We start from the raw sequence: 17,680 nt of genomic DNA on the forward strand, positions 1-17,680 counted from the left end.
GCCGTTATCCAATACTGACCACATCGAGCAGTTCATGCACCAGATCGCGCTGATTGACTCCATCCGCTAATGCCTCGTAGGAGAGGCTCAACCTATGGCCCAATACTAAAATCGCCACCTCACGCACATCGTCCACCAGCACATGGTCGCGGCCATTTAGCCAAGCCAAGGCGCGGGCACATTTGTCCAGCGCAATGGATGCCCTAGGGCTGGCGCCAATCATCAGCCAGCTGGCTAACTTAGATTGGGGATATTGCTCGGGCTGGCGCGTCGCCATCACTAAATCGATAATATAGTTCTCCACCATATCCGATAGCGTCACGGCCGCAATTTGCTGCCGCGCCTTGAGAATACTGGCGGGATCTATGGTGATGGTTTGCGGTTTTTCGGCGCTAAAAACACCGTTTTCCTCACTGCGGACGAGGCGCACTATGTCACGCTCGGCTTCTTTTGTAGGGTATTCCACCGAAGCTTTGATCAGAAAACGGTCCATCTGCGCCTCGGGCAGCGGATAGGTGCCTTCCTGCTCGATGGGGTTTTGTGTCGCCAGCACCATAAAGAGTTCGGGCAGCACATGGGTTTGCCCCGCCACGGTAATAGTCCCTTCGGCCATCGCCTCTAACAGCGCCGCCTGTACCTTGGCGGGGGCACGGTTAATTTCATCGGCCAGCACGATTTGGTTAAACACTGGCCCCGGCTGAAACCTGAGTGTCGATTTACCCTCAGCCTCGTGAAGCACCTCAGTGCCCGTCACATCGGAGGGCAAGAGATCCGGCGTAAACTGGATCCGACCAAAGGAAATCGCCAAGGCATTGGCCAAGGCCTTAACCGAGCGGGTTTTTGCCGTTCCGGGCAAACCTTCGAGCAGCACATGGCCGCTACACAGTAAGCCCAAAATCAGACTGCGGATCACTGTGCGTTGCCCTACGACTTGAGATTCAACCTGTTCAATTAAGGCGAGAATATCCCCGTGGGCACGCGTTTGTGTGTTAGCCATTGGTTCCATGTGGTTGTCCTAGCAATACGGCCAATCCCGTCAGAATTGGCAACGAATAATCGAAAAATGCTTTAATCCCTGGACACAGATAATTGAGCCCTTCCTCCCCATCTGGGGTTTTCAACAGGCGATTTTTAGGGCATTCACCCCAACAGAGTTTGAGATAAGGGCAGTCTTTACAGTATTGGGGTAACGAGTCGCGCTTCGCCATACCAAAGGTTAATTGCCGGGTTGAGAACGCCATTTCATTTAAGGGACGCTCGCGCACATTGGCAATCTTATATTCGGGGTAAACATAATGGTCACAGCTAAAGACATCGCCATTATGCTCAATGGCTAAGCCCTTACCGCAAAACTCAGCGGTAATACAAAGCTGCGCCGGTTTGCCCATCACTTGGGCGACCGCCGTCTCAAACAGGTTAACCAGTACTCGGCCAAGATCGTTGTTGATCCACTCTTCAAAGGTAACGATAAGGAACTTGCCCCAGTCATCGGCATCGACTGACCAATCCGTCACCACCGACATAGGATGCCCAGGCTTTGCCAGCTCGCTGCCAACCGTGGGGACCATGCTGCTGTTCCAAAACTGTGGCGCCGTGGTTTTAAAGTCGCTGGGTTCGACCACAGGATTGAACTGGATATAGGTCGCGCCCAACTCTTTGGTGACAAAGCGATAAACTTCGAGCGGATACTTTACGTTGTGGCGGTTAACCGTCACTAAGGTGTTAAAACGCACCTTGTATTGTTTGAGCTTTTCGACCGCAGCCATCACTAAATGAAAGGTTGGCTTGCCACTGCGAGTCACACGATACTTGTTATGGAGTTCTTCGGGACCGTCGATGGATAAACCCACGAGGAAATTATGCTCGGCAAGAAACTGGCACCATTCATCGTTTAATAGGATGCCGTTGGTTTGCAGATCGTTTTCAATGTTAACGCCTAGGGGTTGATATTTTTTCTGTAGCTGAACCACTTTACGAAAGTAGTCCACGCCTAACAGGGTCGGCTCGCCACCCTGCCATGAGAATACGATTTCGTCGCCATCTTGGCTTTCGATATAACCTTTAACAAAGGCTTCGAGGGTCGCATCATCCATCTCTGGTTGCTTAGGCTGATGCAATAAGCCTTCTTTGTGCAGATAAAAACAATATTGGCAATCGATGTTACATTTCGCCCCACCGGGCTTAGCCATCACGTGGAAACGACGTTGGTAATCGGGATGCTCTCCAAGCGCTTTTGCAGCTGATTTTAACGGTACGACATCGAGTATCGTTGATGCTCGCATTGAAGTTTTCGCCATGCAGACTTCCTTGTATTGGCTGACGTTCACATGAACGTCAGCCAATTTCTATTTAAAAAACAGCTTGTTTATCTAGGAACAAACGTACCAGCTTCCATCCGCGGTGGGAACTCTTTAAAGCTTTCCATGACTTCACCGACCTTAGCCATGGCAGGGCCTAACAAGAATGCACGTTCGTACATCCAAGTGTTGTAGCCCATACCTTTGTCACCCTTCTCGAATGGATCGACACTGAGGTCGAAAATCAAAGGTACACGCAGCTTAGTGAATGGATATTGCCAAACCGCAAAGCCCGTTTCATGTTCTTGGATCATGAAGTGGAACTTGAATTGGTTGTAACGCAATGCCAATAAGTCACCGTCGTCACTCCAGTAGACGAACTCTTTACGAGCCGACTCTTGGGTCTTATCGGTGAAGTAAGGCAGTTGGTTGTAACCATCGAGGTGCACTTTGTAGGTTTGTTTACCGACCTTTTTACCCTTGAGTAATTCTTTCTCAACGCCTTCACCGCCCGCTGCGGCGACTAAGGTTGGGAAAAAGTCTTCCAAAGAGACCATACCGTTTTTAGTGGTTCCAGGTTTGATGTGTCCAGGCCATTTGATCATGCCAGGCACACGGAATGCACCTTCCCAGCCGGTGTTTTTCTCACTGCGGAAGGGCGTCACACCCGCATCAGGCCACATGTCGACCATTGGACCGTTATCCGAGGTGTAGATGATGATAGTGTTATCATCAATACCCAGATCTTTGATCTTCTTCAGTAACTTACCCACCTCATCGTCGTGCTGCTTCATACCATCGGCATAGAATCCGGCACCGGTTTTACCGGCATAGGAGTCAGGCACGTGGGTATAGTTGTGCATACGCGTGGTGTTAAACCAAGTGAAGAAGGGTTTGTCCGCCTTAACTTGCTTCTCGATAAAGGTTTCGGCCGCATCGAGGAACTCGCCATCGACGGTTTCCATACGCTTACGGGTTAGTGGACCTGTATCTTCGATTTTGCCATCGGCATAGGAATGGATGACGCCGCGTGGGCCAAACTTCTTACGGAAGGCGGGATCTTTAGGATAATCGACGTTTTCAGGCTCTTCTTCGGCATTGAGGTGGTACAAGTTACCAAAGAATTCGTCGAAACCATGGTTAGTCGGTAAATGCTCGTCGCGGTCGCCTAAGTGGTTTTTACCAAATTGACCCGTTGCATAACCTAAATTTTTTAACATAGTTGCAATGGTGGGATCTTTTTCGCTAATCCCTTCGGGGGCGCCTGGCATACCGACTTTAGATAGACCTGTACGCTTAGGCATCTGGCCAGTAATAAAGGCACTACGACCCGCGGTAGAACTCTGCTGAGCATAAAAGTTAGTAAACTTAGTTCCTTCTGCGGCAATACTGTCAATATTGGGCGTGCTATATGCCAACATTCCATTGTTGTAGGTACTTAAGTTCCAGTAACCCACATCATCACCAAAAATTACCAGAATATTTGGTTTATCTGCAGCATAGGCTGTCACTGACGCGGCGCCCAAGGCAAGTGTGCAGGCATTTAGCACAAACTTATTTGAGCGCGGTTTTTTTCCTGTACTCATAAAGACTCCATTTTTACGGTGGGGGTTATCTCATCTCTCACAAAACATAAACATCCCACTCAGGCTAGACCCAATTTGTACAAGAAACAATCATCAAAATGTTTTAAGATACATAAATCAAATTTATGAATTGAAGATTATGGGTTGAAATTTATGGATTTAAATTTAGTGCGCACCTTTTTAGTCGTGGCCGAATGCCAGTCCTATACTAAAGCCGCTGAACATTTACAATTAACGCAACCCGCAATCAGCGCCGCAATTAAACGCTTAGAAAATCGCTATGGCGAAAACCTTTTTATCAAGCAAGGACGAGGAATCGAACTCTCCAGTAAAGGGCAACAATTGATCCCCGCATTTCGCCAAGCCCTCAGCATCATCGAAAATGCGATGAACATGCGTACCCAATTTAATGTGTGCTGCAATGAGTCGCTGATAAGCGCACTATTTCCAATTGAAAACATTAGCTTGCAAGAATCGCCACCAGAGAAAAACCATCTATTTGAACACCTGCGCCACGAGAAAACCGACATCATAGTCGACAGTTTTCTGACCCGAGATAGCGCCTTTATGGTGGAGGAAATTTACTTAGAACCCTTGGTCGTTATTTGCCGTCGTGACCATCCACGAATTCAGCACAGCATTACTAAAGAGGCCTTTTATAACGAAGAACATGCACTTTATAGTGGCACCTGGGATAAAATTCGCGCCTTCGAACTCTTTGCCAATGAACCGATTGAAGAACGCAAAATTGCATTAATTTGTCACTCCATCGCCAGCATTGCGCTCAATATTGCCCAGAGTGATTCTATCGCCGTTATCGCACGCACATTTGCCGAGCAATGGGCCGATAAATTAAACCTGCAAATATTAACCTGCCCCTTTAAGACCGACTTTATTCCCTATCATTTGGTGTATCACAAACGGGAAATTAAAAATCCCTACCACAAAAAAATCAGAGAAGAAATAAAAGCCAAGATAAAGGCCTTGGATAGGCATTAATCGCTAATCCGAGCTTCAACAATGGGTGTCAATGTAACCATTGCACCCGTAACTCTTCCCAGAATACCGCCGCAATATCACTGTCACGGGTGAATCTATCACGCTACCGTTTACCTAAATTCAATCTCAAGTTTAACTTTTTGCTGTTACTTAGGTACTATGGGTTTGTTTATTATCAAGTTATGAATGGATTCTGCTGATAACGCCCCCGCACAATAGCCTCAGTTTCCACCTAGTCCCGGTCTTGATTGGGATGCGATTAACAAGATACAAACCATTTTTAACAACGCGACATTACACTCGCCGATACACAGTAAATTGGTAGAAATAAGGATGCTATCTATGAACAAAGGACTGATTCTCACAGCCATACTCCTTGGCTGTTCTTCTCACTTGGCCCTCGCACAGACATGCGATGTCGAGATCAAAGGCGAAGTTCCGGCTCACATCAGCCTAGATAAACTGTTTGTCTCAGTCTATCAGCGGAATATTCCCGTAACTGCACATCAATTTAGTGTCTGTGCTACCAAGAAAGATCTCAATGTCACAGGCCAACATAATCCTAATAATAAGGTTTATCTGGTCGATAAGAGCACGGATACACCACTTTACCTTTATAGCAGCCTAGTGTTTGTGCAAACCAAGCAAATAGAGTTAGACAGCATTTCAACACTAGCTAACTATGCCTGCGATAGTCGCTGCGGTTACTACTCGCACCAAAGGATCCAAGATGATGCAGAGCTAATATCACTCGCTCAGCAATACAGCCAAATTGATGCAAAAGCCAAAGCCGAACGCTCCGCTTTCACCCTTAAACATCAAGCAGCGCTCGGCCAGCTGTATACCAAGGTGGCTGATATAAAAGCGCTCGATGCAAACCGCATGACCGAAATCAACAATCCAGATCTCTGGGTCGACCCTTATAGCGGCGCGGGATTATTCTTTGATAGTAAAGCCAACTTACAATCTACTGCCTTTATAGAGGGGATTGGTGACAAGATCCGCAACATCATGAATCAAAACCCCGATCTCAAACCACTAGTCACACCCCACAAGAAAGATTTAAGCGTAATTGGTGAGGGCGGCTTAAGCTGGGAGCAAAAAGGTGAGGCTATCGACGCGCTGGCCGCACAGTTTAAAACCTACAATCAGCCGAAACTCGACGAAATCAGCAAAATCCTTAAAGACAGCTACCGAAATGCATCCCCTCGCTTCCAAGATTATTTGTCTAACAAGGATAAAACTCCCTTTGCAGCGCTTAACCAAGCCTACAGCACGTTTGAACTCGTGCTCGCCAACTGGACACTAGCCGCCTACAGTCATAGCAAAGATAAACAAAAGTTCTCCGCCCTTTTTACCGAGCGCTTTAAACAAGAACAGTTGCCAATACAAGATAAGGAACTGGATAGCGCCCTCTCTCGCCTTATCACACTCCCCAATCATTTAGGTCAGCAGAAATTGGCCGATGGTTATAAAAATATCCAAATTGAGTTTAAGGACAGACTCAGTCCTTCCAACGAGCGCTATGACTTTAAAGATGATCTACAGAGCCTAAGCTTTATCTATGAACAAGGCGCATGGCGACTAGACAACCTAAGCCAAGTACCAATGAATCACTATGAGCTATAGAAGCGAGTGTTAGTAATCCTCTAGGGCAGGTGAACTTAAATCGTGCAGTTTTGTTTATCAGTGGATATAAGCCTAAATTTATATCCACTTCAAATGCGAACACCTAAGACCGGCGTAACTCTTCACTCAATGGTTACCCCAAAACTGGCATTGTTGCACCAGTGACCTTCTAAAACATGGATGTTTTAGTAGAGCCTACAGGGATGTATCTACGGCGAGTCACTGGTGTAACAGTGCGAGAGCCTGCGGCAAGCAATTAGGGAATCCAAATCCTTAAAGCGCTGCTGTAGTCCATTCGCAGCATCTATCTCTGCCGAGATAACATCAACACTCTGACGCAGTCAGCGCCAAAAACAAAACCCCGATACTGTTGCCAGTATCGGGGTTTTCATTTTCTTTTATAACTATTTGGGTGTTAAGCGATTAAGCTAAAGACCGCAGATGTTTTTGCGCAGGAAAAATCGTTTTAGAGCAAGGCTTTTTGTTGCGACGTGTAGCGTTTTTCTACACGAGTAACAAAGTAACGCAGCTATAAACGATTTTAACCAGCTAGGATCACATCATGCCGCCCATTCCACCCATTCCACCCATACCGCCCATATCTGGCGCATCAGCTTTTGGCAGCTCAGCTACCATTGCTTCGGTGGTGATCATCAGGCCTGCGATAGACGCTGCGAATTGCAGTGCGCTACGGGTCACTTTAGTTGGGTCAAGGATACCCATTTCTAACATGTCACCGTAGGTGTCGTTGCCCGCGTTGTAACCGAAGTTACCGCTGCCGTTCTTCACTGTGTTAGCCACAACAGAGGCTTCTTCGCCTGCGTTGGTTGCGATTTGACGCAGTGGCGCTTCCATTGCACGCAGAGCGATAACCACACCGTGTTTTTGGTCTTCGTTAGCCACTTCAACGTCAGCAATCTTAGAAGCAACACGTACCAGAGCAACACCACCGCCAGGTACCACGCCTTCTTCAACCGCAGCACGAGTTGCGTGCAGCGCGTCTTCTACGCGAGCTTTTTTCTCTTTCATTTCAACTTCGGTAGCTGCACCGACTTTGATTACCGCAACACCGCCAGCTAATTTAGCCATACGCTCTTGCAGTTTTTCTTTGTCGTAGTCTGAAGTTGATTCTTCGATTTGTTGCTTGATTTGGCTAACGCGCGCTTCGATTTGCGCTTGTTCGCCGTTACCATCGATGATGGTGGTGTTGTCTTTAGTGATCACAACACGCTTAGCAGTACCTAAATCTTCTAAGGTTGCTTTTTCAAGCTCTAAACCGATTTCTTCAGCGATTACAGTACCGCCAGTTAAAATCGCTACGTCTTGCAGCATTGCCTTACGACGGTCACCAAAGCCTGGGGCTTTAACCGCAGCAACTTTTACGATACCGCGCATGTTGTTCACAACTAGCGTTGCTAAGGCTTCGCCTTCAACGTCTTCGGCAACGATCAGTAATGGCTTACCGGTTTTTGCCAGACCTTCAAGGATTGGCAACAGTTCGCGAATGTTAGAGATTTTCTTGTCTACTAACAGTACGAATGGGTGATCTAATTCAACGCTGCCAGTTTCTGGTTTGTTGATGAAGTATGGAGACAGGTAGCCACGGTCGAACTGCATACCTTCTACTACGTCCAGTTCGTTTTCCAGTGCTTGACCTTCTTCAACGGTGATCACGCCTTCTTTACCGACTTTTTCCATTGCAGTGGCAATGATTTCGCCGATTGACTCGTCAGAGTTAGCAGAGATAGTACCTACTTGAGCGATAGCTTTTGAGTCGGCACAATCTTGAGAAAGGTTTTTCAGCTCGATAACGGCTGCAGCAACGGCTTTATCGATACCGCGCTTTAAATCCATTGGGTTCATACCCGCTGCAACGGCTTTTAAGCCTTCAGTCACAATGGCTTGTGCCAGAACGGTTGCAGTTGTGGTACCGTCACCGGCGGCGTCGTTGGCTTTAGAAGCAACTTCTTTCACCATTTGCGCGCCCATGTTTTCGAATTTGTCTTCTAATTCGATTTCTTTTGCAACAGACACACCGTCTTTAGTGATCAGTGGTGAACCAAAGCTCTTATCTAATACCACGTTACGGCCTTTAGGGCCTAAGGTCACTTTCACTGCGTTAGCCAGAATGTTTACACCAGCCAGCATTTTTACGCGTGCGTCATTACCAAATACAACTTCTTTAGCTGCCATATTGAGTATCCTTTAAATTTTTGATGATTAATTGGAATGTCGAATTGATGTCGTGGATTAACCTACGATGGCCATCAGGTCAGCTTCTGACAGGATCAAGACTTCTTGACCGTCGATTTTTTCTTTCTTCACACCGTAACCTTCATTGAAGATCACTACATCACCTACTTTCACATCCAGTGGTCTTACAGTGCCATTTTCGAGAATACGGCCGTTGCCTACTGCCAGTACTTCTCCGCGAGTCGATTTTTCAGCGGCGCTACCGGTTAATACAATGCCACCCGCTGAAGTTGATTCAACTTCTAAACGCTTAACGATTACGCGGTCATGTAATGGACGAATATTCATCTATGAACTCTCCTAATGATTTAATGCCCAACAATCGAGGCGATTTTGTGATGAAAAAGAGGAAGCGTATTCGCCGTCCCCTTTGATGTCTGTGATATGGGGTTAGCCCCTGCCAGATCCAAGTGCCTTTACAAAAAAAAATTCATTTTTTTGATGTCAGTTTTTTCAAGCGAGCACAATCCTGCTAGAATTCCGCCTCCGCTCGCAAACAAGGCACCATTTCCCCATGAAAGACAGACACGGGCTGCTTAGCGCGCCAATTGGTCGTGTACTGCTCAACATGAGCCTCCCTAACTTGATTGGCATTATGACCATTCTCGGGTTTAGCCTCGCTGACACTTTTTTTATCAGCCAGTTAGGAACAGAAGCCTTAGCGGCGATCAGTTTTACCTTTCCTGTTACTTTGATTATTTCCAGTATTGCGATTGGGATTGGCGCTGGCGTATCGACCAACCTTGGCAGACTGATTGGCTCGGGCAATGCCCCTCGTGCCAAAGTGTTTTTGCACGATGCACTACTGCTGACCTTTATCCTGATCGCCAGTTTATCCGCGCTCGGTAGCATTTTTATTAAGCCACTGTTTAGTTTGCTTGGTGCCAATGACACCAGTCTGCCGCTGATCCACGACTATATGGTGTATTGGTATGTGGGTGCGCCACTGTTGGTGTTATTGATGGTGGGTAATCAGGGATTACGCTCGACCGGAGATACCCGCTCCCCCGCGATGATTATGGCGCTGGCGGCGATCATCAACTTAATTCTCGACCCTTTATTAATCTTCGGTATCGGGCCGTTTCCGCGCTTAGAGATCCAAGGCGCGGCGATAGCGACACTGTGCTCCTGGCTGGTCGCCCTGTCGCTCTCGGGTTATTTATTGATTATTAAGCGCAATATGTTGGAGTGGGCGGCATTTGATATCGATAGAATGCGTGCCAACTGGAGTAAGCTCGCCCATATCGCCCAGCCAGCGGCTCTGATGAATTTAATCAACCCACTCGCCAATGCGGTGATTATGGCGATGCTGGCGCATATCGACCACAGCGCCGTCGCGGCCTTTGGTGCGGGCACGCGCTTAGAGTCGGTGCTCTTGATTGTAGTAATGGCGCTCTCGTCGAGCTTAATGCCGTTTATCGCGCAAAACCTCGGTGCTGGGCAGCCACAAAGGGCCAAACAGGCACTGCTGTTATCGCTTAAATTTATCTTAGTATTCCAAACCTTACTCTATATTCCGCTGGCGTTTTTGGCTCAGCCTATCGCCCATTTATTCAGTACCGATCCGCAGGTACTAGAGTGGTTAAGCTTTTATATTCTGGTGCTGCCCTGCGCTTACGGCCCCTTGGGCATAGTGATTATCTTTGCCACGGCGCTCAATGCGTACCACAGACCCATGAGCTCGTTAGTGATTAACCTGTGCCGCTTAGTGCTGCTGATGCTGCCGCTGGCGGCGCTGGGCTCCTATATCGATGGCGTGAAAGGCTTATTGCTGGCGCTGCCGATAACGAATCTCTTGATGGGGATTGCCTGTTACTATCTTGCGCAGCGTATTTGCGAGCCGACCAAGGTCACAACCGCCGACGCAATCTAACTCTGCAAGATTTATCGTAAAAAGGCCGCAACTAAGGTCGCGGCCGTTAAAGAAAAACAGGCTCATATCAAGGCACAAACGGCAACTATTTGCTGTGGTGCTGGCTAAGTGGCCACACATACTGCACACATAGCTACTGCATCCTCGGCAACTTAGCCATTGAGAGACGCCTGATTACACCGCGTGTTTCAGGCGAAAACGAACATCATTCGGCGGGAAGGGTTCTTCCGAGGGTTTGCAGGAGCGACGCCCCAAATTACCTTCGGCACTCATATTGGTCGGCACGCCCTCTGGCGCCAACTCTTGCATGATAAAGTCGATAAAACGGCGACAGGCAAGACTGACATAACGTCTTGAAGGATAAGCCAAATAACATTCTCCGGGATGTGGATCAATCTCGGGTAACAGGGTGACTAATTGGCCGTTAGACACATGCTCGACCACCACTTCGGTCGGGGCATACACTATGCCTCGGCCTTGTAGAGCAAATTCTACCGCCACTTCGACACTGTTAGAGCAGAAATTGCCTCTGACCCGGACTTCTTCTTCGGCACCAATCCATAGCTCATTGAAGATTTTGCCGTTCGAGAGCCTAAACAAGGCCACATTATGGGACTCAATCTCCTGCGGCGTCCGCGGCGTACCGTGCTCGGCGAGGTATTGGGGACTGGCATAAAAACGCAGATCTGTGGTGAAGATGGGGCGCACTACTAGATCTAAGGTGTCCAATGCAGGCTCGACTACAAAGGCCACATCGAGGTTATTCTTCACCATATCCACGGATTCAGCGCTGTTGATCACTTCAACGGTTAACTTAGGGTGCAGATCCATAAAGCGGAAAATCGCCCGCATCAGCACGTTCATGCTGTGGATAGGGAACATTTGGATCCGCAGATGGCCGCTGATCTCGGCATCATCATTGGTCATCTCAAATAGGGTTTCATCGAGCTGAGCCAAGATATTCAAGGAACGCTGATAGAAATGGCTTCCCGCCGAGGTGAGCGTCATCGAACGACTCTGGCGATGGAATAGCTTGATATTCAGCTCATCTTCTAAGGCTTGCAAACGTCGACTCACGGTCGACTTAGGCAAGTTAAGTAAATCAGCAGCTTCGATCAAACTGCCGGTTTCGGCTATTCGGTGAAATAGCGCTAAGTCCTCTGTCTTCATCTCTAGCTCAATATCAATCTCATAATATGGGATTCATAATCCCAAAGTATCCCGTTTATTGCAACAAATTTAGCTGTTATCTTCGCGCCCCTGAAATCCTGATAAATTGGTTACCGAGGACACCCCACCATGAAATCATATCGACTTCTCCCTTTGGCGGCTTTGTTGCCCGCACTACTTTCAGCCTGTACACCCGCGGAAAGTTCGGTACAGGCAAGTGCCATTCGCCCCGTCAAACTGTTTGAGGTGATGCAACTCGAAGGGGGAGATTTTAGGACGTTTCCCGCCCGCGTCAGTGCTAATAGCCGCGCCGAGTTGTCGTTTCGGATTTCAGGTGAACTGACAGAACTAGCCCTAGTGGAAGGTCAACAAATTCGCCAAGGTAGCCTCCTGGCCAAGTTGGATGACAGGGATGCCCATAACAATCTGATGACTCGCGAAGCCGAGCATGAACTCCTGGCGGCGGATTTTCAGCGTAAAACCGAGCTACTCAAGCGCAAATTAATCTCCCAAGCCGAGTTTGATAGCGCCCAAGCACAACTAAAATCGGCCAAAGCCGCCTTAGCGGCCGCCCGTGACCAATTAAGTTACACCCAACTGATCGCACCCTTTAGCGGCACAGTGGCGAAACGTTTAGTGGATAACCACCAAATCGTGCAGGCCAACCAAGGGATTTTAACGCTGCAAAATAACAACCTGCTCGATGTCAGTATTCAAGTTCCCGAGGCGATGGCCGCGAGCTTAAATACCTATGTGCAGCAACAAAACTTTACCGCTAAGGTGCGTTTTAGCGCATTAGCGGGAATGGAGTTTGATGCGAAATTCAAGGAATACTCAACCCAAGTCACGCCTGGGACTCAGGCCTACGAAGTAGTGTTTTCCTTACCTCAACCTAAGGATATTCAATTACTTCCAGGGATGAGCGCCGAATTAACCCTCGCCTTAGTAAAGACGCCAGACCAAACCGCATCGGCCATAGTGCCAGTCACCGCCATCGATAAACGCGACCAAGACGGCCAAGTCCAAGTGTGGGTGTATCAGTCTCAGTCGGGTGAAGTGAAACCCACAGCCGTCACCTTAGGGCGTGTCACCACTCAAGGCATCGAAGTCTTAGGCGGCATCAACAAGGGAGACTTGATTGTGAGTGCGGGGGTTTCCCAGTTATCCGACGGGATGAAAGTCAAACCACTACGCTGGCAGCGCGGAGTGTAATTCATGAATATTGCTGAGTATTCCATCCGCCACAAAGTCATCAGCTGGATGTTTGTGTTGCTGCTACTCGTGGGTGGCGGCGTCAGTTTTACGGGCCTTGGGCAATTAGAATTTCCCGAATTTACCATTAAAGAAGCCCTAGTGATCACCGCTTACCCGGGCGCATCGCCCGAGCAAGTCGAAGAGGAGGTGACCCTGCCCCTCGAAGATGCATTACAGCAGCTCGATGCGGTTAAGCACGTGACCTCAATAAACAGTGCTGGTCTGTCGCAGATCCAAATTGAGATTAAAGAAACCTACGACAAAACCAGCCTGCCACAGGTGTGGGATGAAGTGCGCCGTAAGGTTAACGATACCGCAGGACAATTGCCCCCCGGCAGCACCTCGCCCAAAGTCTATGACGACTTTGGCGACGTCTATGGGATTTTGTTTAACCTTTCTGGCCCGGATTATAGCAACCGCGAATTAACCAACTACGCCGACTATTTGCGCCGAGAATTAGTGCTAGTGCCTGGGGTGAAAAAAGTCTCAGTCGCGGGCAGTGTGACCGAGCAAGTGGTGATTGAAATATCACAACAAAAACTCTCGGCACTGGGGCTAGATCAAAGCTATATCTACGGTCTTATCAACAACCAAAACGTAGTCTCCAATGCGGGCAGTTTAGTGGTTGGCGATAATCGCATTCGTATCCACCCTACGGGTGAATTCAGCAGTGTGCAAGATCTGGCGCGTCTGATTGTCAGCCCACCGGGTAGCACCGAACTCATTTATTTAGGGGATATTGCCAATATTGAGAAAGATTACGACGAGACCCCGAGTGTGCTCTATCACAACCGTGGCGAGACGGCTTTATCACTGGGGATTTCCTTCTCAAGCGGCGTTAACGTGGTTGAAGTGGGTAAAAGCGTTAGCCAGCGCCTTGCCGAGCTAGAATCACAGCGCCCGATTGGAATGAACCTAGACACGGTTTATAACCAGAGTCTGGCGGTAGATGACACAGTTAATGGATTTTTAATCAACCTATTAGAATCGATTGCCATCGTTATTGCCGTGCTATTGCTGTTTATGGGCCTCCGCTCAGGCTTACTGATGGGATTAATCCTGCTGCTGACCATTCTCGGCACTTTTATCGTGATGAAAGTACTGGGCATTGAGCTGCAACTGATCTCCCTCGGCGCCCTGATCATCGCGCTTGGTATGCTGGTCGATAACGCCATTGTGGTGACGGAAGGCATTCTGATTGGCCTGCGCCGGGGTAAGACTCGCCTCGAAGCCGCAAAACAAATTGTGTCGCAAACCCAATGGCCGCTACTTGGCGCCACCGTTATCGCGATTATCGCCTTTGCGCCGATTGGTTTATCACAAAATGCCGCCGGTGAATTTTGTCGCTCCCTGTTCCAAGTGTTAATGATCTCTTTATTTATCAGTTGGATTACTGCGATCACCCTGACACCTTTCTTCTGCCACTTGCTCTTTAAAGATGCGCCAGCAGACGATGAAGAACAGGACCCATACAAGGGCTGGTTCTTTAGCTTATACCGCGCGAGTTTAACCTTTGCCCTGCGTTTTAGGCTCGCCAGTATTCTCTTGGTCGGTGCCATGCTCGTTACTGCGGTAATTGGCTTTGGGCATATCAAAAATGTGTTCTTCCCTGCGTCAAATACGCCAATCTTCTTTGTGGATATTTGGATGCCAGAAGGCACGGATATCAAAGGTACAGAACGCTTTACCGCCGATATTGAGCAGATGCTACTCAAGCAAGCGGAGGAACAACACAGCGGCCTAAAACACTTAACCACAGTGATTGGCCAAGGTGCGCAGCGTTTCGTCCTGCCCTATCAACCCGAGAAAGGCTACCCCGCCTTTGCCCAGTTGATCATCGAGATGGAGGATTTAGCGTCGCTCAAAGTCTATATGTCTGAGTTAGAAGGACAGTTAAATCAACGATTCCCGCAGGCGCAATATCGATTCAAGAATATGGAAAACGGCCCGTCTCCCGCCGCGAAGATTGAGGCACGTTTCTACGGTGATGACCCCGAAGTGCTGCGTGCATTAGGCGCGCAGGCCGAAGCGATTTTCCATACAGAACCAACGATGGACGGTGTTCGCCATGACTGGCGCAATCAAGTGCCGCTGATCCGCCCGCAGCTGCAAAATGCTCAGGCGAGGGAAACCGGGATCAGTAAGCAAGATCTGGATAACGCACTGCTCATCAACTTTAGCGGCAAACAGATTGGTCTGTACCGTGAAACCAGCCATTTGCTGCCTATCGTTGCCCGTGCACCCGCCGAAGAGCGCTTACAGGCCGACAGCCTGTGGAAACTGCAAATTTGGAGTACCGAGCACAACACCTTCGTGCCAGCCACCCAAGTGGTGAGCCAGTTCGAAACCCAGTGGGAAAACCCGTTGGTGAAGCGTCGCGACCGGATGCGGATGTTAGCGGTTTTGGCCGATCCAAAGCTTGGCAGCGATGAGACAGCCGATTCTGTGCTGCGTAAAGTGAAGGATAAGGTTGAAGCCATCAGTCTTCCCGCTGGTTACCACCTCGAATGGGGCGGCGAGTATGAGACCGCAGGCGAAGCCCAAACCGCGGTATTTAGCTCAATTCCTATGGGTTACTTGGCGATGTTTTTAATCACAGTGTTCCTGTTTAACTCTGTGCGCCAGCCCTTAGTGATTTGGTTTACCGTGCCACTGGCCTTGATTGGTGTCTCGGCGGGATTATTGATTTTCGATGCCCCCTTTAGCTTTATGGCGCTGCTGGGCCTGCTGAGCCTCTCGGGCATGGTGATTAAAAACGGCATTGTGTTGGTTGACCAAATCAACCTCGAGCTCGATGAAGGTAAACCCGCCTATGCCGCACTCGTCGATTCGAGTGTGAGTCGTGTGCGCCCCGTATTAATGGCGGCAATCACCACTATGCTCGGGATGATCCCGCTGATCCCCGACGCTTTTTTCGGCTCGATGGCGATCACTATCATCTTTGGTTTAGGTTTTGCCTCATTACTGACCCTGATAGTGCTACCAGTGATGTACAGCTTGGCCTTTAACATCAAACCGAATGCAGTGGCGAGCACCAACTAGCACGCCACTCTCCCTAAACGCTTCCCGGCGTGGCCGATCGATGTAGTATTGCTCATCGATTGGCCCTTTCCTTTTATCGATTATCCACTTAAGCCGAATACAAAAACGCCTAGATTTCAGCTGGGTTAGCATAAAATCTAGGCGCGGTAAGAGTGAATGACTATCGAGCCCGGCGTTAATTGATGACCTTTTTCACGACTTTCTTAGCATCGACTCCCTCTTTTTTGTCGTGCTTGTCGTGTTCGTGCTTATCTTGCTTTAGCGCATCGGAGGCTTTGTCGGATAGCTTATCGTCGGGTTTAATATCATCGACCTTATCACTGACCGAATCCGTCACTTTATCCTTAGCATCCCCAACGGCATCCTTGGCATCTTTCGCCGTACGCTCGGCGGCTTTCTCGGGAGTACAGCGACCACTCACGCCAGTAGTAGCCTTGACCGCGGCATTCTTGGCAACTTTTTCAGGGTCGCAATTTGGATCTAAAGGCCCTGCCACGGCGCTATAGGTGATCAGCGAGCAAGTTACGACAGACAACAATCCCGACATCAGCTTTAACTTAGTTAAGTGCATATTCAACCTCCATGAATAATATGTTCGAGGTTTACTATAGTACGCCCCTAAATCGAAGCAAAGGTGAGACAAGTGATCCACCGCAGACTATTGCGACAAAGCCCAAATAAAAACAAGCTCCCAAAGGTTTACCTATGGGAGCTTGCAGAATAGTGCCTGAGTACAGCTTAGCTGTCGGGATATATGACTAAGGTTTTGGATCCTTTGGCTGAGCGTCTTTAGGCTCATTCGCTTTCGCATCAAGGTCTTGGTCGGTCAATTGATGACTCTCGGGGCGTTTATCGCTCGGATCGGCCTTATGCTCAAAGTCCCCTTCATACACATTGCCGTCGGAGTGAGTATGTTGCTCAAAGGGGGATTGGCCAAATGGATTCGACTGTGAGCCTGAATGAGGTCCAAATGGACCCGCGCCAAAACCGCCGTGCATTCCGCCCTGTAAACCAGACACCACGCGCAGCTGCATACGCTTAAACACTAAAGCGGCAATCGGGCGGCGCGTTAAGGGTGTGAGTAATAATAGGCCAATAAAATCAGTCACAAAGCCTGGAATAACCAGCAATACACCCGCCATGGCTAGCATCATGCCTTCGACAATTTCCTGCCCTGGCGCCTCGCCTCGGGTGAGTTTTTGCTGCACTTGCATCAGCGTGCTCAGTCCTTGACTACGCACGAGGGATACGCCCAACACGGCGGTAAATAACACCAGACCAATAGTGGTCCAAGTGCCGAGCACCTCGCCCACGCGAATTAACACTGACAGTTCGACAACTGGGATCAGCACAAATAATAAAAACAGGATTAAAAACATACCGACCTCAGATTTATCTCGCTTACTTGAAAACTAAATGGGGGCTATCCGGTCTTAATTCAAGTCTCTTGGCTGGCGCTGTCGGTAAGGGAGTGAAACTTCTGATATTTAGCTCACTCTTTTATTACCCGGTTAATGTATGAGACCATAAAAACACGTAAAGTAGCTTAGCCTAATAGGCTTAAGCGAAGTTTAAGA

13 protein-coding genes are annotated in these 17,680 nt (G+C 48.7%); 5 read left to right on the forward strand and 8 right to left on the reverse strand.

Features of this window, described 5'->3' with window-relative positions; translation table 11 throughout:
• Nucleotides 1-4 precede the first annotated feature (4 nt).
• From L2713_RS04515 to L2713_RS04525, 3 genes are all read right to left on the reverse strand, one after another.
• The gene (locus L2713_RS04515; protein ID WP_089066920.1) at nucleotides 5-1,006 is read right to left on the reverse strand and encodes an AAA family ATPase; all 1,002 of its coding nucleotides are present in this window, start codon (nucleotides 1,004-1,006) and stop codon (nucleotides 5-7) included.
• A complete protein-coding gene (locus L2713_RS04520; protein WP_248967086.1) occupies nucleotides 990-2,297 on the reverse strand; it encodes an anaerobic sulfatase maturase in 1,308 nt (435 codons plus the stop codon). Before L2713_RS04520 ends, L2713_RS04515 begins: the two co-directional genes overlap by 17 nt.
• 68 nt (nucleotides 2,298-2,365) lie before the next feature.
• Entirely contained in the window at nucleotides 2,366-3,883 is a 1,518-nt protein-coding gene (locus tag L2713_RS04525; protein WP_248967087.1) for an arylsulfatase, read from the reverse strand.
• A gap of 153 nt (nucleotides 3,884-4,036) precedes the next feature.
• Between L2713_RS04525 and L2713_RS04530 the strand changes: the two genes are divergently transcribed.
• On the forward strand, nucleotides 4,037-4,882 hold the full coding sequence (locus L2713_RS04530) for a LysR family transcriptional regulator (protein ID WP_248967088.1): 846 nt from the start codon (nucleotides 4,037-4,039) through the stop codon (nucleotides 4,880-4,882).
• Between the two features lie 342 nt (nucleotides 4,883-5,224).
• Nucleotides 5,225-6,511: a hypothetical protein gene (locus tag L2713_RS04535; protein ID WP_248967089.1), complete on the forward strand. Its 1,287-nt coding sequence runs from the start codon at nucleotides 5,225-5,227 to the stop codon at nucleotides 6,509-6,511.
• A gap of 555 nt (nucleotides 6,512-7,066) precedes the next feature.
• Here L2713_RS04535 and groL read toward each other — a convergent pair.
• Nucleotides 7,067-8,704, reverse strand: coding sequence for a chaperonin GroEL (groL, locus tag L2713_RS04540; protein WP_248967090.1), 1,638 nt, complete (start codon nucleotides 8,702-8,704; stop codon nucleotides 7,067-7,069).
• A gap of 57 nt (nucleotides 8,705-8,761) precedes the next feature.
• Nucleotides 8,762-9,052, reverse strand: a complete 291-nt coding sequence (locus L2713_RS04545; RefSeq protein ID WP_011071021.1) for a co-chaperone GroES — start codon at nucleotides 9,050-9,052, stop codon at nucleotides 8,762-8,764.
• Nucleotides 9,053-9,278: 226 nt separating this feature from the next.
• Here L2713_RS04545 and L2713_RS04550 point away from each other — a divergent pair, with 226 nt between their 5' ends.
• Entirely contained in the window at nucleotides 9,279-10,637 is a 1,359-nt protein-coding gene (locus L2713_RS04550; protein WP_248967091.1) for an MATE family efflux transporter, read from the forward strand.
• A gap of 174 nt (nucleotides 10,638-10,811) precedes the next feature.
• Here L2713_RS04550 and L2713_RS04555 read toward each other — a convergent pair whose 3' ends face one another.
• A complete protein-coding gene (locus L2713_RS04555; RefSeq protein ID WP_248967092.1) occupies nucleotides 10,812-11,807 on the reverse strand; it encodes a LysR family transcriptional regulator in 996 nt (331 codons plus the stop codon).
• 129 nt (nucleotides 11,808-11,936) lie between these two features.
• Here L2713_RS04555 and L2713_RS04560 point away from each other — a divergent pair, with 129 nt between their 5' ends.
• The gene (locus L2713_RS04560; RefSeq protein WP_248967093.1) at nucleotides 11,937-13,019 is read left to right on the forward strand and encodes an efflux RND transporter periplasmic adaptor subunit; all 1,083 of its coding nucleotides are present in this window, start codon (nucleotides 11,937-11,939) and stop codon (nucleotides 13,017-13,019) included.
• A 3-nt stretch (nucleotides 13,020-13,022) separates the two neighbouring features.
• Nucleotides 13,023-16,103: an efflux RND transporter permease subunit gene (locus L2713_RS04565; protein ID WP_248967094.1), complete on the forward strand. Its 3,081-nt coding sequence runs from the start codon at nucleotides 13,023-13,025 to the stop codon at nucleotides 16,101-16,103.
• Nucleotides 16,104-16,278: 175 nt separating this feature from the next.
• Here L2713_RS04565 and L2713_RS04570 read toward each other — a convergent pair whose 3' ends face one another.
• Both L2713_RS04570 and L2713_RS04575 read right to left on the reverse strand, forming a co-directional pair.
• Nucleotides 16,279-16,674 (reverse strand): hypothetical protein, encoded by a 396-nt coding sequence (locus tag L2713_RS04570; protein ID WP_248967095.1) that lies wholly within the window; start codon nucleotides 16,672-16,674, stop codon nucleotides 16,279-16,281.
• Nucleotides 16,675-16,861: 187 nt separating this feature from the next.
• Nucleotides 16,862-17,482, reverse strand: a complete 621-nt coding sequence (locus tag L2713_RS04575) for an FxsA family protein (RefSeq protein WP_011625062.1) — start codon at nucleotides 17,480-17,482, stop codon at nucleotides 16,862-16,864.
• Nucleotides 17,483-17,680: the final 198 nt, after the last annotated feature.

The sequence above is a fragment of the Shewanella seohaensis genome, from assembly GCF_023283775.1.
GTDB classification, from domain to species: Bacteria; Pseudomonadota; Gammaproteobacteria; order Enterobacterales; family Shewanellaceae; genus Shewanella; species Shewanella seohaensis.

What these genes read in the sequence shown, in the direction of transcription:
- L2713_RS04575 (WP_011625062.1), bottom strand. Translation starts at nt 17,482, where the DNA reads ATGTTTTTAATCCTGTTTTTATTATTTGTGCTGATCCCAGTTGTCGAA.
- L2713_RS04520 (WP_248967086.1), bottom strand. Translation starts at nt 2,297, where the DNA reads ATGGCGAAAACTTCAATGCGAGCATCAACGATACTCGATGTCGTACCG.
- L2713_RS04545 (WP_011071021.1), bottom strand. Translation starts at nt 9,052, where the DNA reads ATGAATATTCGTCCATTACATGACCGCGTAATCGTTAAGCGTTTAGAA.
- L2713_RS04535 (WP_248967089.1), top strand. Translation starts at nt 5,225, where the DNA reads ATGAACAAAGGACTGATTCTCACAGCCATACTCCTTGGCTGTTCTTCT.
- L2713_RS04530 (WP_248967088.1), top strand. Translation starts at nt 4,037, where the DNA reads ATGGATTTAAATTTAGTGCGCACCTTTTTAGTCGTGGCCGAATGCCAG.
- L2713_RS04515 (WP_089066920.1), bottom strand. Translation starts at nt 1,006, where the DNA reads ATGGAACCAATGGCTAACACACAAACGCGTGCCCACGGGGATATTCTC.
- L2713_RS04560 (WP_248967093.1), top strand. Translation starts at nt 11,937, where the DNA reads ATGAAATCATATCGACTTCTCCCTTTGGCGGCTTTGTTGCCCGCACTA.
- L2713_RS04555 (WP_248967092.1), bottom strand. Translation starts at nt 11,807, where the DNA reads ATGAAGACAGAGGACTTAGCGCTATTTCACCGAATAGCCGAAACCGGC.
- L2713_RS04525 (WP_248967087.1), bottom strand. Translation starts at nt 3,883, where the DNA reads ATGAGTACAGGAAAAAAACCGCGCTCAAATAAGTTTGTGCTAAATGCC.
- groL (WP_248967090.1), bottom strand. Translation starts at nt 8,704, where the DNA reads ATGGCAGCTAAAGAAGTTGTATTTGGTAATGACGCACGCGTAAAAATG.
- L2713_RS04550 (WP_248967091.1), top strand. Translation starts at nt 9,279, where the DNA reads ATGAAAGACAGACACGGGCTGCTTAGCGCGCCAATTGGTCGTGTACTG.
- L2713_RS04565 (WP_248967094.1), top strand. Translation starts at nt 13,023, where the DNA reads ATGAATATTGCTGAGTATTCCATCCGCCACAAAGTCATCAGCTGGATG.
- L2713_RS04570 (WP_248967095.1), bottom strand. Translation starts at nt 16,674, where the DNA reads ATGCACTTAACTAAGTTAAAGCTGATGTCGGGATTGTTGTCTGTCGTA.